Annotated in this window: 11 protein-coding genes; 6 read left to right on the top strand and 5 right to left on the bottom strand. The window is 67.9% G+C overall.

The features are described from left to right. Positions 1–16: 16 nt before the first annotated feature. Positions 17–1,789, bottom strand: coding sequence for a monovalent cation:proton antiporter-2 (CPA2) family protein (locus tag ACQKDV_RS02905; RefSeq protein WP_427782295.1), 1,773 nt, complete (start codon positions 1,787–1,789; stop codon positions 17–19). 378 nt (positions 1,790–2,167) lie between these two features. On the opposite strand from ACQKDV_RS02905, the gene mgtE reads away from it, so the two are divergent. Both mgtE and ACQKDV_RS02895 read left to right on the top strand, forming a co-directional pair. Continuing rightward, a complete protein-coding gene (mgtE, locus tag ACQKDV_RS02900; protein WP_427782294.1) occupies positions 2,168–3,538 on the top strand; it encodes a magnesium transporter in 1,371 nt (456 codons plus the stop codon). An 83-nt stretch (positions 3,539–3,621) separates the two neighbouring features. Beyond that, positions 3,622–6,342, top strand: coding sequence for a bifunctional acetate--CoA ligase family protein/GNAT family N-acetyltransferase (locus tag ACQKDV_RS02895; protein ID WP_427782293.1), 2,721 nt, complete (start codon positions 3,622–3,624; stop codon positions 6,340–6,342). A 48-nt stretch (positions 6,343–6,390) separates the two neighbouring features. Here the strand turns inward: ACQKDV_RS02895 and ACQKDV_RS02890 are convergent, their stop codons facing one another. Further along, on the bottom strand, positions 6,391–6,771 hold the full coding sequence (locus tag ACQKDV_RS02890; protein ID WP_427782292.1) for a YbjQ family protein: 381 nt from the start codon (positions 6,769–6,771) through the stop codon (positions 6,391–6,393). 138 nt (positions 6,772–6,909) lie between these two features. Here ACQKDV_RS02890 and ACQKDV_RS02885 point away from each other — a divergent pair, with 138 nt between their 5' ends. Further along, positions 6,910–7,611 (top strand): alpha/beta fold hydrolase, encoded by a 702-nt coding sequence (locus ACQKDV_RS02885; protein WP_427782291.1) that lies wholly within the window; start codon positions 6,910–6,912, stop codon positions 7,609–7,611. Between the two features lie 73 nt (positions 7,612–7,684). Here the strand turns inward: ACQKDV_RS02885 and dkgB are convergent, their stop codons facing one another. Beyond that, entirely contained in the window at positions 7,685–8,494 is an 810-nt protein-coding gene (gene dkgB / locus ACQKDV_RS02880; RefSeq protein WP_427782290.1) for a 2,5-didehydrogluconate reductase DkgB, read from the bottom strand. 87 nt (positions 8,495–8,581) lie between these two features. Next, positions 8,582–9,796 carry an MFS transporter gene (locus tag ACQKDV_RS02875; RefSeq protein ID WP_427782289.1) on the bottom strand — a complete coding sequence of 405 codons (1,215 nt, stop codon included), beginning with the start codon at positions 9,794–9,796 and terminating at the stop codon, positions 8,582–8,584. Positions 9,797–9,901: 105 nt separating this feature from the next. Between ACQKDV_RS02875 and ACQKDV_RS02870 the strand changes: the two genes are divergently transcribed. After that, positions 9,902–10,804: a LysR substrate-binding domain-containing protein gene (locus ACQKDV_RS02870; protein ID WP_427782288.1), complete on the top strand. Its 903-nt coding sequence runs from the start codon at positions 9,902–9,904 to the stop codon at positions 10,802–10,804. Between the two features lie 166 nt (positions 10,805–10,970). Here the strand turns inward: ACQKDV_RS02870 and ACQKDV_RS02865 are convergent, their stop codons facing one another. Then, a complete protein-coding gene (locus ACQKDV_RS02865) occupies positions 10,971–13,091 on the bottom strand; it encodes a methyl-accepting chemotaxis protein (RefSeq protein WP_427782287.1) in 2,121 nt (706 codons plus the stop codon). A 183-nt stretch (positions 13,092–13,274) separates the two neighbouring features. Between ACQKDV_RS02865 and ACQKDV_RS02860 the strand changes: the two genes are divergently transcribed. Then, positions 13,275–13,730, top strand: a complete 456-nt coding sequence (locus tag ACQKDV_RS02860; RefSeq protein ID WP_427782286.1) for an Rrf2 family transcriptional regulator — start codon at positions 13,275–13,277, stop codon at positions 13,728–13,730. Next, complete coding sequence (locus ACQKDV_RS02855) at positions 13,720–14,625, top strand: NAD(P)/FAD-dependent oxidoreductase (RefSeq protein ID WP_427782285.1); 906 nt, start codon at positions 13,720–13,722, stop codon at positions 14,623–14,625. The genes ACQKDV_RS02860 and ACQKDV_RS02855 overlap by 11 nt, the downstream gene beginning before the upstream one ends. The last annotated feature ends 224 nt before the right edge of the window (positions 14,626–14,849 follow it).

Below are 14,849 nucleotides of genomic sequence, written 5' to 3'. Positions count from 1 at the left end.
CACGCGCGGCGTGGATCTACTCACTGTCCGCGTCGGCCTCGAACAGATGCATCAGGTCATTGCGCGCATCGCGCGAGGTCTGGATCACCGCCGCTTCGTCGTCATACACCAGGTACTGGTCACGCAGCAGCTGTTCGTCATGCTCGCGGAACCGCTGCACATGGCGCTGCGCAACGTCCGCCGCCACGCCCAGCGCGGTCAGCACGCGTCCGCTCATCTCCAGGCTGGTGCCGAACACCTCGCGGAACGGCTCGGCCGACATGTCCATCAGGCGCCACGCATGCTGGCGGTTGCGCGCGCGTGCCAGCACCTTCGCGTCAGGGTACAGGCGGCGCACCATACGCACCGCGCGCAGGTTGGTTTCCGGATCGTCCACGGTGATCACGAACACATCGATATGCTCGCCGCCCGCGGCGCGCAGCATCTCCGGCCGGGTCGGGTCGCCGTAGTACAGCTGGTTGCCGAAGCGGCGCAGGTCGGCCACGGTGTCCGGGTTCGCTTCCAGCGCCACGAACGGCACCTTCTGCGCGGTCAGCAGGCGCGCGATCACCTGGCCGAAGCGGCCCATGCCGGCAATCAGCACCTTGGGCTGGTTGTCCGGCGCCACGTCGTCGGCCGGTGTGGCATCGCGCGGTGCCGGCTGTTCCCTGCCCAGCAGCTTCAGCAGGGCGATCATCAGCAGCGGTGTGATCGCCATCGACAGGCCGACGATGGCCACCAGCCGGTCATGGTTGGCATCACCCAGCAGGTGCGCGCGCTGGGCCTCATTGAACACCACGAAGGCGAACTCACCGCCCAGCCAGAGCACACTGCCCAGCAGCAGTGAGTGCCGCGGACTGAGCCGGGCCACGCGGCCGATGGCATACAGCACGCTGAACTTCACCAGCAGCAGGATCGCCACGCCGGTGGCGATCAGCCACGGCTCGGCCGCGATGCGGTCCAGGTCGATGCCCATGCCCACAGCGATGAAGAACAGGCCGAGCAGCAGGCCCTTGAACGGCTCGATCTGCGCTTCCAGCTCGTGGCGGAATTCCGAATCGGACAACAGCACGCCGGCCAGGAACGCGCCCAGGCTGGGGCTGAGGCCGGCTTCCTGCATGAACCACGCGGTGCCCAGCACCACCAGCAACGCGGTGGCGGTGAACACTTCCGGGCTGCGGGTGCGGGCGATGATGCCGAACACCTTGCGCAGTACCGGCCGCCCGCACAGGATCACTACCGCCAGCGCACCCAGCGCCACGGCCGCGTCTTCCCAGCGCAGAGTCTCGTTCTTCGCCCCGCCCAGCAGCGGGATGGCGGCCAGCAGCGGGATCGCGATCAGGTCCTGGAACAGCAGGATGGCGAAGCCCAGCCGGCCATGGTCGCTGTTTATCGCCTTGTGCTCGGACAGCAGCTGCAGGCCTACCGCGGTGGAGGACAGGGCCAGCGCGATGCCGACCACCAGCGCGCTCTTCCACTGGAAATGATCGAGCAGCAGCAGGCCCCCCAGCAGCAGGCCGGACAGCGCCACCTGCGCCGCACCCGCGCCGAACACCGAGCGCCGCATCACTTTCAGGCGTGCCGGTGACAGCTCCAGGCCGATGACGAACAGCAGCATCACCACGCCGATCTCAGCTGCGCCGAGGATGCGGTCGGCATCCTGCACGAAGCCCAGCCCGTCCGGGCCCAGCACCACGCCAGCGGCGAGGTAGCCCAGCACCGCGCCGAAGCCGAACTTCTTGAACACCGGCACCGCGATCACCGCGGCCAGCAGCAGCACCAGCGCCAGTTCCAGACCACCGCTATGCATGGGAATTCCTGGTCATCGCGGGGGCCTGTGCTGCGTGGGTTCGGCTTGGGGGAGCGCGGCCGTGCAGGCCACCCCGTCATTATGCGCGCATGCCGGGCTCGGATCCCCTTGCGCCGCAAGGGGCGCTGACCCCAAGGATGCCTGACCGCGAGCCCACGCCTGGGTTGACCGCGCGTGCCGGCAGGTCCAGACTGCCCGCCGCTGCCGGTCCCGCCGTTGTCGAGCGTGTCAGGCAGTACACCCATCCGGAGTCCCCAACCCATGTCCAGCGACAGTAGAAGTCGACCTCGTTCGACGCCAGCGATGGCGACCGCCTGATATCGGGTCGGTTTGCCTGCGTTGGCGTTGCGCGAGGTCGCATCCCCACAAGGCAAGCCCATGAACCAGAAGCAACTGCTGCGCCCGGTGGCCGACGCCGCTGCCCTCGCCGCACCCCTGGCCAGCTACAACACCGCCGACGCGGTGGAATTCCTCAACACACTCGACCTGGAGCGCGCCGCCGAAACGCTGGCCGCGCTGTCGCTGCCGCGCGCGGTGAAGATGCTCGAAGCGCCGGAACTGCACCGCAGTGGCGAACTGGTGGCTGCACTGCCGCCGGCTCGTGCCGCAGCCCTGCTGGGGCTGATGGCCGACGACCGCGCCACCGACATCGTCCACGAGCTGGACGAGGACGAGCGCGCGCGGCTGATCCCGCTGCTGGGCAGCGATGCCCGCCAGGCCATCCAGACGCTGCTGAGCTACCCGCCCAACACCGCTGGCGCGCTGATGACCACCGAGTTCGTCGCCGTGCCTGCCACCTGGACCGTGGCCCAGACCCTGCAGCACATCCGCCAGGTCGAGCGCACCCGCGAGACCGTGTACGCCATCTACGTGCTGGACCCGGCCAGCCAGCAGCTGCAGCAGGTGGTGACCATGCGCCGGCTGATCACCGGCCTGCCGGAGGAATCGATACTCGACGTGGCCCAGGTCAATCCGCCGGTCACGGTGGACGCATTGCTGGACCAGGAAGAAGTGGCGCGGCTGATCCGCCGCCACGACCTGCTGGCCATTCCAGTGGTGGACGCGCAGCAGCACCTGCTGGGCATCGTCACCGTTGACGACGTGCTTGATGCGCTCATCGAAGAGTCGACCGAGGACGCACACAAGTTCGGCGGCATGGAAGCGCTGGACAAGCCGTACATGCAGATCGGTTTCTTCGAGATGCTGCGCAAGCGTGCCGGCTGGCTGAGCGTGCTGTTTCTCGGTGAAATGCTCACCGCAAGCGCGATGCAGCACTACGAAGACGAACTGGCGCGTGCGGTGGTGCTGACCCTGTTCATTCCGCTCATCATGAGCTCGGGCGGGAATTCCGGCTCGCAGGCCACCTCGCTGCTGATCCGCAGTCTGGCCCTGCGCGAGCTGCGCCTGCGCGACTGGTGGCGCGTGGCCCTGCGCGAAGTGCCCACCGGCATGGTGCTGGGCGCCATCCTCGGCTGCCTGGCCATCGTGCGTATCGTCATCTGGCAGCTGGGTGGCCTGCATGACTATGGCGAACACTGGATCCTGCTGGCCATCACCATCGGTGCCGCGCTGGTGGGCATCGTCACCTTCGGCTCGCTGTCCGGCTCGATGCTGCCCTTCATCCTCAAGCGCCTGGGCTTCGACCCGGCCAGTGCCTCGGCGCCGTTCGTGGCCACCCTGGTGGACGTGACCGGCCTGGTGATCTACTTCAGCATCGCCGCCCTCATCCTGCACGGCACGTTGTTGTAACAAAAAGGGGACGGAGGGGATTAAGTCGTTTGTGTACAAACGACTTAATCCCCTCCGTCCCCTTTTTTGGGTACCGTAGGCGCATGAGTACCTACCACCTGCAGTCTGTGTTCCGTCCGCAGTCGGTTGCGGTGATCGGCGGCAGCCCGCGCGAGCGTTCGGCTGGCCGCGCGGTGATGCGCAACCTGCGCGGTACCGGCTTTCCCGGCAGGGTGGCGTGGATCAACCCGCGCCACGCCGAGATCGATGGCATCCGTACGGTCAAGCGGCTGAAGGATCTGGACTGGGTGCCCGACCTGGTAGTCATCACCGCACCCGCAGCGATCGTGCCGCAGGTGGTGCGGACCGCCGCCGAGCGCGGCGTGCAGGCGGCGATCATCCTCACCGCACACCTTGGCGAAGGCCCCGGCTCGCTGTCCGAACAGGTGGAAACGGTGGCGCGCCAGCATGGCCTGCGCATTCTGGGCCCGCATTGTCTGGGCGTCATCGCACCGCATGCGCGGCTCAATGCCAGCATCGCCGCGCACTTCCCGCAGGCGGGCGATCTGGCCCTGGTTTCCGAATCCTCGGCCATTGCCGCCGCGCTGGTGGAGTGGGGCGTGGCGCGTTCGGTCGGCTTCTCCGCCGTGGTGTCGCTGGGTGACACCATGGACGTCGACTTCGGCGATCTGCTCGATTACTTCGCCACCGACTACCGCACCCGCGCCATCCTGCTCTATGTCGAACACATCAAGGACGCGCGCAAGTTCATGTCGGCCGCGCGTGCCGCTGCGCGCGCCAAGCCGGTGGTGGTGGTGAAGTCCGGCCGTGCCCAGCGCGTGCAGCCCGGCAGCGCCGATACCCACGTGCAGGCGCTGGCATGCGCCGATGATGTCTACGGCGCCGCCTTCAATCGTGCAGGCCTGCTGCGCGTGAACGCGCTGGATGAGCTGTTCACCGCCGCCGAAACGCTGGGCCGCCTCGGCACCTTCCCCGGCCGTCGGCTGGCCGTGCTCAGCAACGGCGGAGGCGTCGGCCGCCTGGCGGTGGACCAGCTGGTGGCACTGCGCGGCACCCTGGCGCAGCTGTCCGACAGCACGGTGGAAACGCTGGACAAGGTGCTGCCGCAGGGCTGGTCACGCAGCAACCCGGTCGACATCGTGGTCGACGCCGACGGTGATCGCTATGCGGCCGCCATCGAGGCACTGCTGGCCGACAACGAGAACGATGCGGTGATGGTGGTCAACGTGCCCACCGCGTTCACCTCCTCGGCCGATGCCGCGCAGGCGCTGACCCGCACGCTGGGCCTGCGCCCGCGCCACCACCGCGACAAGCCCGTGTTCGCCGTGTGGCTGGGCAATGACGACCAGGCCACCGCCACGCTCAACGCTGCCCGTGTGCCGACCTATCCCACTGAGGCCGAAGCCGTGCGCGGCTTCCAGCATCTGGTGCGCTACCGCGAAGCGCAGAACGCGCTGATGGAAACGCCGCCCAGCCTGCCCCAGGATTTCAGCGTGGACACCGCGCGCGCGCGCGCGCTGGTCGACGCCGCACTGGCCAATGGCCAGCAGTGGCTGGACCCGCTGGCCACCCACGATCTGCTCAAGGCTTATGGCATTGCCTCGGCCCCGGTGATGCACGCACGCGATGCGCATGAAGCAATGGACCTGGCGCAGCCGCTGCTGGAGCGCGGTGCCACGATCGCGCTGAAGATCCTGTCGCCGGATATTCCACATAAATCCGAAGTGGACGGCGTGCGCCTGAACCTGGCGACCTTGCCAGCGGTGCAGAGCGCCGCCAACGCCATCCTCGAACGCGCCCGCCAGCGCCGCCCGGAGGCACGCATCGACGGCCTGCTGGTGCAGCCGACCATCATCCGCCCGAAAGCACGCGAGATCATCGTCGGCATCGCCGATGACGCTACGTTCGGCCCGGTCATTGTGGTCGGGCGCGGCGGCACCGCCGTGGAAGTGATCAACGACAAGGCGCTGGCGCTGCCGCCGCTGGACCTGCGCCTGGCCCATGAACTGATTGGCCAGACGCGTGCCTCGCGCATCCTCAAGGCCTATGGCGATGTACCGGCGGCCGACGAGCGCGCGCTGGCATTGGCATTGGTGAAGCTGGCGCAGCTGGCGGCCGACATTCCCGAAGTGCGTACGCTGGACATCAATCCGCTGCTGGTGGACAGCAAGGGCATCCTTGCCCTCGATGCACGCGTGGCCATCGCCCCCTCGCGCATCCTGCACAAGGGCCGCGGCCACCCGCGCTTCTCGGTGTTCCCGTACCCGAAGGAGTGGGAGCGCACCATCGAGCTGTCCGACGGTGGCCGCGCCTTCGTGCGTCCGGTACGGCCGGAGGACGATGCGTTGTTCCGCGCGTTCTTCGCCCGCGTCAGCGATGAAGACCTGCGCCTGCGCTTCTTCCAGTCGGTCAAGCATTTCAGCCACGAGTTCATCGCCCGCCTGACCCAGCTCGACTACGCGCGCTCGATCGCGCTGGTGGCCATCGACCCGCGCAACGGCGACATGCTCGGCGCGGTGCGCCTGCATGCCGACGCCGATTACAACCGCGGCGAGTACGGCATCCTCATCCGCTCGGACCTGAAGGGTCACGGCATCGGCTGGCGCCTGATGGCGATCATGATCGAGTACGCCAAGTGGCTGGGTCTGGACGTGGTGGAAGGCCAGGTACTGCGCGAGAACAGCACCATGTTGGCGATGTGCCAGAGCCTGGGCTTCAAGACCAAGCTGGACCCGGATGACCCGACCGTGATGATGGTGACCCTGCCGGTGCAGCAGGTAGAAGTGCCCTCACCCCCTGCGTAGAGCCGAGCCCACGCTCGGCTGCTTTTGAAGCCATGCCCGGCGGCAAAATCAGCGCAGCGGTTCCACCACCACCGCCGTGCCATAGCACAGCACCTCGGTCAGCCCGGTCATCACATCGGTGGCGTCATAGCGCATGCCGATGATGGCATTCGCCCCCAGCTGGCGTGCGTGCTTGACCATGTCACGGTAGGTTTCCTGGCGGGCCTGCTCGCACAGCTCGGTGTAGATGGTGATGTTGCCGCCGAAGATCGTCTGGATGCCACCGAGGAAGTTGCCGACGATCGAGCGCGAGCGCACGGTGATGCCGCGTACGACGCCCAGGTTGTGCGCCACCCGGTAGCCGGGCAGCTCGAAGGCGGTGGTGACCAACGAATCCTCGAAGCGCAGTACCGGAGGGGAGGGGATGCCGCTGTTGTAGGGGTCTGCCATGGTCGTGTCCGTGTCGCTGCCTACGGTAGAGTCGAGCCATGCTCGACTGGCTGTGCGGCAGTCGAGCAAGCTCGACTTTACAGCCCAACAGCCCGTTGCGGCATGGCCGGACCCACCCGACCGCGCGACAATACCCCCATGACCGATCACATCCCCCTGCTGCTGCTCCCCGGCCTGCTCAACGACGCCGAGCTGTGGCGCGCGCAGCTGGCCGACCTGGCCGACATCGCCGACTGCACCGTGGGCGACCAGACCCGCAGCGATACCCTGCAGGCGGTGGCCGACGACGTGCTGGCGCAGGCGCCGGAGCGCTTTGCCCTGGCCGGTTTCTCGCTGGGAGGTTTCGTGGCCCAGCAGATCCTGCGCACCGCCCCGGAGCGCGTGCTGCAGCTGGCGCTGATCGATACCTCGTTCCATGCCGATTCGCCCGAGCGCGCCGAGCAGCGCCGCAGCCAGAGCGCCAGCGTGCGCCTGCCCGGAAGATTCCATGGCTTTGGTGATGCGCTGATGCGCAGCTATGTCGATGCCTCGCGGCTGGACGACTACGTGCTGGTGCAGCGCGTGCGCGACATGACCGCGCGGTTGGGGGCGGAGGTATTCCTGCGCCAGAGCGCGCTGGAACGCCGCGATGGCCATGACGTGCTGGCCGCCTACCGCGATCCGCTGCTGATCATCTGCGGTGCGAACGACCGCATCACGCCGCTGGCGGTGAGCGAGGAAATGCACGCGCTGGCGCCGCATTCGCAGCTGGTGGTGGTGCCCGATTGCGGGCACCTGGCGCCGATGGAAAAGCCGGATGAGGTGAGTGCGGCGATGCGTGGGTGGTTGTTGCAGGCCTGATGGATCCGCCGGGCATGGCCCGGCGCTACCCACGCGTATCCGGTAGCGCCGGGCCATGCCCGGCGGCCGTTCCTCAATCCCAGGCCGGGGCAATCCCTTCTGGGTTGGCCAAGCGCTGGCCCCGATCAAGCGTAGCGATCTGTGCCATGTCCTCGTCGGTCAGGCGGATCGCAGCGGCTTCCAGATTACCGGCCAGGTTCTCGCGCTTGGTCGACGACGGGATGACTGCAAAGCCCTGCTGCAGCGCCCAGGCCAGTGCCACCTGTGCGGCGGTGGCCTGGTGGCGGCCGGCGATGGCCTGGATCACCGGGTCCTTCAGCACTTCACCGTAGGCAAGGCTCATGTACGCCGTGATGCGGATGCCGTTGTCCTGCAGGAACTTCACCAGCAGGCGGTTCTGCAGGTAGGGGTGGATCTCGATCTGGTTGGTGGCGATGGCATCGGCCCCGAGAATCCCGATCGCCTTGCGGGTCTGGGCGATGGTGAAGTTGGAGATGCCGATCTCGCGGGTCAGGCCCAGTGCCTTGGCCTCGGCCAGCGCCGGCAGGTATTCCTCCATCGGCACGTCCACCTTGTCGTTGGGCGAAGGCCAGTGGATCAGCGCCAGGTCGACGTGGTCGGTGCGCAGCTTTTCCAGGCTGGTACGCAGGCTGGCCAGCAGCGCATCGCGCTTGAACTCGGTGATCCACACCTTGGTGGTCAGGTAGATGTCGTCACGCGGCACGCCGGATCCGGCAATGGCCTGGCCGACCTCGGCTTCATTGCCGTAGATCTGTGCGGTGTCGATGGCGCGGTAGCCGACGTCCAGTGCATTGCGCACCGAGTCGATCACGATCTGGTCTTTCAGCCGGAAGGTGCCAAGGCCAAAGGCGGGTACAGTCATGGGAAGCTCCAACGGGGGGAAAGGAGTGAACAGGAAGGGTAGGCCAGCAACCGTGTGCATGCCGGCAACGGTGCATTGCGTTGCCGGTCAGGGCGCGGCTACGGCGATGCCCTCGGCACGGTGGTCGACGCCATCGCGGCGGTCCAGGTGCCCGCTCAGCACGGTCAGCGCGTAGGCCAGCACCACCACCAGCGCACCCAGCCACGGGGTATGCATCAGGCCGATGTGCTCCACCACCAGGCCACCCAGCGAGGCGCCCAGGGCGATGCCGATGTTGAACGCGGCGATGTTCAGGCCCGAGGCCACATCGGTGGCCTGCGGTGCATAGCGCTGCGCCTGCTTGACCACGTACACCTGCAGGCCCGGCACATTGCCGAATGCCACCGCGCCCAGCGCCAGCACGGTCAGCAGCATCAGCCAGGTGTTCCAGGCGGTGAAGGTGAGCGCGAACAGCACGATGGCCAGCAGCGCGAAGATGCGCTTGAGCGCCGGCACCGGGCCCAGGCGGTCGGCCAGGCGGCCGCCCCACAGGTTGCCGATGGCCACCGACACGCCGTACACCAGCAGCACCAGGCTGACCGCGTTGGCCGAAAAGCCGGTCACGTCCTGCAGGATCGGCGCCAGGTAGGTGAAGGCCAGGAACGTACCGCCATAGCCGAGCGCGGTCATCGCATGGACCAGCAGCAGGCGCGGCTGCGCCAGTACGCCCAGCTGCTGGCGGATGCTGGCCGGCGCGCTCTGCGGCACGTTGCGCGGCACGAACAGCAGCGCACCCAGCAGGGCCACCACGCCCAGCCCGGCCACGGCCAGGAAGGTCGCGCGCCAGCCCAGGTGCTGGCCGATGAAGGTGCCCAGCGGCACGCCGGTCACCAGCGCCACCGTCAGGCCGGTGAACATGATGGCGATCGCGCTGGCGGCCTTTTCCTTCGGTACCACGGCGGTTGCGATGATCGAACCGATGGAGAAGAACACACCGTGGGCGAGCCCGGTAAGGATGCGGGCGACGACGAGGGAGGTGTAGCCCGGCGCCATCCAGGCGATGACGTTGCCCAGGGTGAACATCAGCATCAGCGCGACCAGCAGCTGCTTGCGCGGCACCCGACCGGTCAGTGCGGTCAGCACCGGCGCGCCGATGGCCACGCCCAGTGCATACAGCGAGACCAGCAGGCCGGCCGAGGGCAGGCTGACGCGCAGGTCGGCGGCGATGGTCGGAATGAGGCCGACGATGACGAACTCGGTGGTGCCGATGGCGAAGGCGCCTACGGTGAGCGCCAGCAGGGCGAGGGGAATGCCACGGGTCATGGCGGGCTCCAGAGGGAAGGAAGGCGCGCAGTGTGCGCGGCGCACCTTTGCCGAAAAACCGGTCTTCACGCCAATCACTTTTGCCTGCCGGTCAATAATGGCGCCATGAAGACCACCCTGGAAGAAATGCAGGCCTTCCTGGCCGTGATCGACAGCGGCTCGATCAGCGCCGCCGCCGAGCAACTGGGGCAGACCCCCTCCGGCGTGAGCCGGGCATTGGGGCGGCTGGAAGAGAAGCTCGGCACCACCCTGCTGACCCGCACCACGCGCCGCCTGCACCTGACGGCCGAGGGCGAGGCTTACCTGCGCCACGCACGGGCGATCATCGATGCGGTGGAATCGGCCGAGGAACAGATGGCCGCCCGCCGCGAGCGCCCGGCCGGGCGGCTGCGGGTGGATGCGGCCATGCCCTTCGTGCTGCATGTGATCGCGCCGCTGGTGGCCAGCTACCGTGCGCGCTACCCGGAGGTGCAGCTGGAACTGAACAGCTCCGAGCGCTACATCGACCTGCTGGAACGGCGCACCGACGTGGCCATCCGCATCGGCCCGCTGGCCGATTCGACGTTGCATGCGCGCTCACTCGGGTGCTGCCGCCTGCAGCTGGTGGCCAGCCCGGCCTATCTTGCCGCGCACGGCGAACCGTCCAGCGTGGCCGCGCTGGGCCAGTACACGCTGCTTGGTTTCAACGAACCGGAATCCTTGAACCGCTGGCCGCTGCCCGGCGATACCGACGGGCAACTGCTGGTGCGCCCGGACATCGCCGTCTCCAGCGGCGAAATCCTGCGCCGGCTGGCGGTGGAAGGTGGCGGTATCACCTGCCTGTCCGACTTCGTCACCGACCGTGACCGCGCCGCAGGCAGCCTGGTGCCGGTGCTGGCCGCGCAGACGCTGGATGTGTATCAGCCGATCCACGCGGTGTATTACCGCAACACCGCCGTGTCGGCGCGCATCAGCTCGTTCCTGGATTACCTGGGTGAAGCGATGGCGCAGAGCGATTACCTGCGTTGAAGGTTGCAGCCGGGTTGCCGGCCAGCGGCCGGCACTACCGCAGGGTCCGGTGCGCCGGCTCCGGTGGGTGCGGACCGTTGGTCCGCACTGATCCTGCCGTCGCCCGACCAACGGTCGGGCGCTACCCTGTCCGGTAGTGCCGGCCGCTGGCCGGCAACCGAATCCGTCAGGCCGCGTGCGCCAGCGCGTCCTTTACTGCGGCGGTGGTCGACAGGTCGAACACATCCACCGCATCGATCAGTCGGTCCGCCTGCTGTTCCAGGCTGCGTGCGGCGGCACTGGCTTCTTCCACCAGCGCGGCATTCTGCTGGGTGGTGCCATCCATCTGGATCACGGTCTGGCTGACCTGTTCGATGCCCGCGCTCTGTTCCTGCGAGGCCGCGGAAATCTCGGCCATGATGTCGGTCACGCGCTGCACCGACGCCACGATCTCGGCCATGGTGTCGCCGGCCTCGCGCACGCGCTGCGCGCCGTGGCCGACCTGTTCCACCGAGGCCTCGATCAGCGTCTTGATTTCCTTGGCGGCCGCCGCTGAGCGCTGCGCCAGCGTGCGTACTTCGCTGGCCACCACCGCGAAACCACGGCCTTGTTCGCCGGCACGCGCTGCTTCCACCGCCGCATTCAACGCCAGGATGTTGGTCTGGAACGCGATGCCATCGATCACGCTGATGATCGCGGCAATCTGCCGCGAGGACGTCTCGATCGCGCCCATGGTCGCCACCACCTGGCCGACCACCTCGCCACCCTGCGACGCCACGCTGTGCGCGCCGATCGCCAGCTGGTTGGCCTGTCGCGCGTGTTCGGCGTTCTGCCGCACGGTGGAAGTCAGCTCCTCCATCGATGCCGCGGTCTCTTCCAGGTTGGCCGCCTGCTGCTCGGTGCGGCGCGACAGATCATTGTTGCCTGCGGCGATCTCGGCGGCCGCCGCGTGGATGCTGCCCGAGACGTGTTTGATGTCGGTAACAATCGTTGCCAGCTGCGCGGCCGTGGTGTTGGCATCGCTGGCGATGCGCGCGAACACGCCCTGGAAATCGCCGTGCATGCGCGCGCCCAGGCGGCCATCGGCAATGGCTCGCAGCATGGTCGAAACCTCGGCCAGGTTGTGGTCGGCAGCGTGCATGAGCTCATTCAATCCATCGACCATCGCGCGGAAATCATGCGCGAAGTTTGCGCTGTCGCCGCGTTGGCTGAAATCGCCGGCCGCCGCCGCCGTGGCCAAGCGGCGGATCTCACCATTGATGGCGGCAAGGTTCTGCTTGGCGGTGTGCAGCGTGTGGGTAATGACCGCCTTTTCGCCCGGCAGCGCCTCCATGTCCTCGCTCAGGTCGCCCACGGCGTAGCGGCCGATGATGCTGACCGCGCGCATCTTCACCTGGATGTGCGCGTCGACCAGCGCATTGGTGTCGGCCACCATGCGCCCGTAAGCCCCGGGGAAGGCGTGGGCCTGCATGCGGTGGCTGATGGTGCCGGCATCGTGCGCCTGCGCCATCGCCGCCTGCGCAGCAAGCACGTCGCGCAGCGTGCCCTGCACGGCCTGCATGGCCTGCGCCAGGCGGCCGATCTCGTCGCGGCTGCGCACCTGCACCCCATGGTCAAGATCGCCGGCGGCCACTGCGCGCGCCGCGGCCTCCACCGCCAGCACCGGCTGCACCACCGCGCGCCGCAGCCACCAGCCCAGGCCAGCCAGCAGCAGCACTGCCGCCGCGATGGTCAGCGCGGCGGACAGCACCAGCGTGCGTCGCGCCTGTTGCGAACGCGCGCTCACTGCGGCCTCGGCCACCTGTGCGGTGTGCGTACCCAGCGCATCCAGCGCGGCGGCCACGGGCCGATCCTTGCCGCGCACCAGGGTATCGCCGGCAGCCGGGTCGTAGCCGGCCTCGGCAAAGGCCTGCAGGGCGGCGTGGTACTCCTTCTGCAACTGCGCATGCAGTTTGCCGAACGCCTGCGCCATGTCGCGCGTGCGGGCATCGGGGCTGTTGGCCAGGCCGCTGGCCAGCGTCTCCACCAGCTTTCCTTCGTCATCGAAGGCCTGCAGGTGGCGCTGGCGCAGCGCTTCATCGTGGCCGCGCAGCAGCACGTTCTTCCATTCCTGGACCTGGCCGCGGAACTCGCGCTGCAGGCGCTCGGCGTCGCGGCTGTGGGCGACCTCTGCGGGGACTTCGGTGGACAGCTTCAGCCACGCCGATGCCAAGCCCGCCAGGGCGCACAGCAGGACGACGGCCAGCCCAACGGAAACAGCACCGAGCAGCTTCGACTGCAGCCGCGGCGCAGGGGAGGGAGCATTCATGCGGGGGGATCTCGGAAGGGGAGCAATGCGGTATCGACCCACCCTGAGGTCTCTGAAGTGCGAATCCGATCACATTACTGTCGCGTTTAGCGAGGTGAAGGAAATGTTTCCGGGAACGAATGTGTCCGAATGGAACGAATGTGGACACTCGACAGGGGGTTTAAATGTAACTATTTTTATTACATGAAATCCGCCCATCCACTTTCCGACGCGCTGCACGTGATGGCACATCTGGTTGGCCAGGAGGGTCCGCGTACGTCCGAGCAGCTGGCCACCTGCCTGCCGACCCACCCGGTGGTGATCCGCCGCCTGCTGGCGCAGATGCACAAGGCCGGCCTGGTGCGCAGCACGCGCGGCCATGGCGGCGGCAGCCAGCTGGCGCGCGAGGCGGCGCAGATCAGCCTGTACGACATCTACCTGGCCGTGGGCGCACCGCCGCTGGTGCAGGTCAGCCACCGCGGCAACGGCGGTGGCTGCCCCATCCAGCAACTGGTCAACCAGGCCCTGCAGGAGGGCGCGCGCGAGGCCCAGCGCCTGCTCGAAGCGCGTCTGCAGGCCAGCACCCTGGACCAGCTGGGCACCGATTTCGCCCGGCATCTTGCCCATCACCGTTCCCTGGAAGGCTCCCATGAATCCTGATGTCCTCATCGTCGGCGGCAGCTACGCTGGCATCGCCGCCGGCCTGATCCTGGCCCGTGCCCGCCGCCCGGTCATGATCATCGACAGCGGCCTGCCGCGTAACCGTGCCGCCAGCCACTCGCACGGCGTGCTCGGCCAGGACGGCATCAGCGGAGCCGAACTACTGAAGAACGCCCGCCAGCAACTGCTTGATTACCCCAGCGTGCGCTGGCTGCAGGGAGAGGTGGTGCAGGCGCAGTCCCATACCGATGGCGTGGAAGTACGCACGGTCGATGACCAGGTGCTGGCCGCACGCAAGCTGCTGCTGGCCACCGGCATTGCCGACCAGCTGCCCGAACTGCCGGGACTGGCCGAACGCTGGGGCAGCACCGTGCTGCACTGTCCCTACTGCCATGGCTATGAAGTGGGTGGCGGTGCCATCGGCCTGCTCGGTGGCCACCCGATGTCGGCGGCCAAGGCGACCCTGTTCGCCGACTGGGGCAATGTCACCTTTTTCAGCCAGGGCCTGCCGATCACCGATGAAGAGCGGGCCGCCATGCAGCAGCGCGGCGTGCAGATCGAGACCACCCCGGTAGTGGGCGTGCAGGGCGAACAGCCGACGTGGCTGGAAGTGGAACTGGCCGATGGCCGCCGTATCGCCCAGCGAGCGCTGTTCGTGCCGGCCATGCAGCAGATGGCCACGCAGCTGGTGCAGCAGCTCGGCTGCACCCTGGTGGACAGCCCGCTGGGCGTGCTGGTCGAGGTCGACATGATGAAGCAGACCTCGGTGCCGAACGTGTATGCCGCAGGCGACGCGACCACGGTGGGCAACATCACCCTGGCGATGGCCGAAGGCGTGCGCGCGGGCATCGGCGTGCACCACGCGCTGGTGGGTGAGGACAGCGTGCCGCGCTGAGCGCAGCGGCTCCGGTAGACGCCCACCTTGGTCGGCACCGCTCCATCCACGCATGGCGTGGATCTACTGTCCGGATCGCCACCCGTGCATGTGGTAGATCCACGCCACGCGTGGATGCGGTGAATCCTGGCCACGCCCGCATGTAGTAGATCCACGCCATGCGTGGCTGCGGTGAATCCTGGCCACGCCCGCATGTAGTAGATCCACGCCATGCGTGGATGCGG

This window comes from Stenotrophomonas sp. NPDC077659 (assembly GCF_050268705.1).
Classification (GTDB): domain Bacteria; phylum Pseudomonadota; class Gammaproteobacteria; order Xanthomonadales; family Xanthomonadaceae; genus Stenotrophomonas.
Note: the sequence above shows the minus strand (reverse complement) of the source record. Positions and strands in the feature narration are given on the sequence as shown.

Excerpts from the sequence above, each read along its gene's own strand:
- ACQKDV_RS02905 (WP_427782295.1), bottom strand. The coding sequence starts at position 1,789 with ATGCATAGCGGTGGTCTGGAACTGGCGCTGGTGCTGCTGCTGGCCGCG.
- mgtE (WP_427782294.1), top strand. The coding sequence starts at position 2,168 with ATGAACCAGAAGCAACTGCTGCGCCCGGTGGCCGACGCCGCTGCCCTC.
- ACQKDV_RS02895 (WP_427782293.1), top strand. The coding sequence starts at position 3,622 with ATGAGTACCTACCACCTGCAGTCTGTGTTCCGTCCGCAGTCGGTTGCG.
- ACQKDV_RS02890 (WP_427782292.1), bottom strand. The coding sequence starts at position 6,771 with ATGGCAGACCCCTACAACAGCGGCATCCCCTCCCCTCCGGTACTGCGC.
- ACQKDV_RS02885 (WP_427782291.1), top strand. The coding sequence starts at position 6,910 with ATGACCGATCACATCCCCCTGCTGCTGCTCCCCGGCCTGCTCAACGAC.
- dkgB (WP_427782290.1), bottom strand. The coding sequence starts at position 8,494 with ATGACTGTACCCGCCTTTGGCCTTGGCACCTTCCGGCTGAAAGACCAG.
- ACQKDV_RS02875 (WP_427782289.1), bottom strand. The coding sequence starts at position 9,796 with ATGACCCGTGGCATTCCCCTCGCCCTGCTGGCGCTCACCGTAGGCGCC.
- ACQKDV_RS02870 (WP_427782288.1), top strand. The coding sequence starts at position 9,902 with ATGAAGACCACCCTGGAAGAAATGCAGGCCTTCCTGGCCGTGATCGAC.
- ACQKDV_RS02865 (WP_427782287.1), bottom strand. The coding sequence starts at position 13,091 with ATGAATGCTCCCTCCCCTGCGCCGCGGCTGCAGTCGAAGCTGCTCGGT.
- ACQKDV_RS02860 (WP_427782286.1), top strand. The coding sequence starts at position 13,275 with ATGAAATCCGCCCATCCACTTTCCGACGCGCTGCACGTGATGGCACAT.
- ACQKDV_RS02855 (WP_427782285.1), top strand. The coding sequence starts at position 13,720 with ATGAATCCTGATGTCCTCATCGTCGGCGGCAGCTACGCTGGCATCGCC.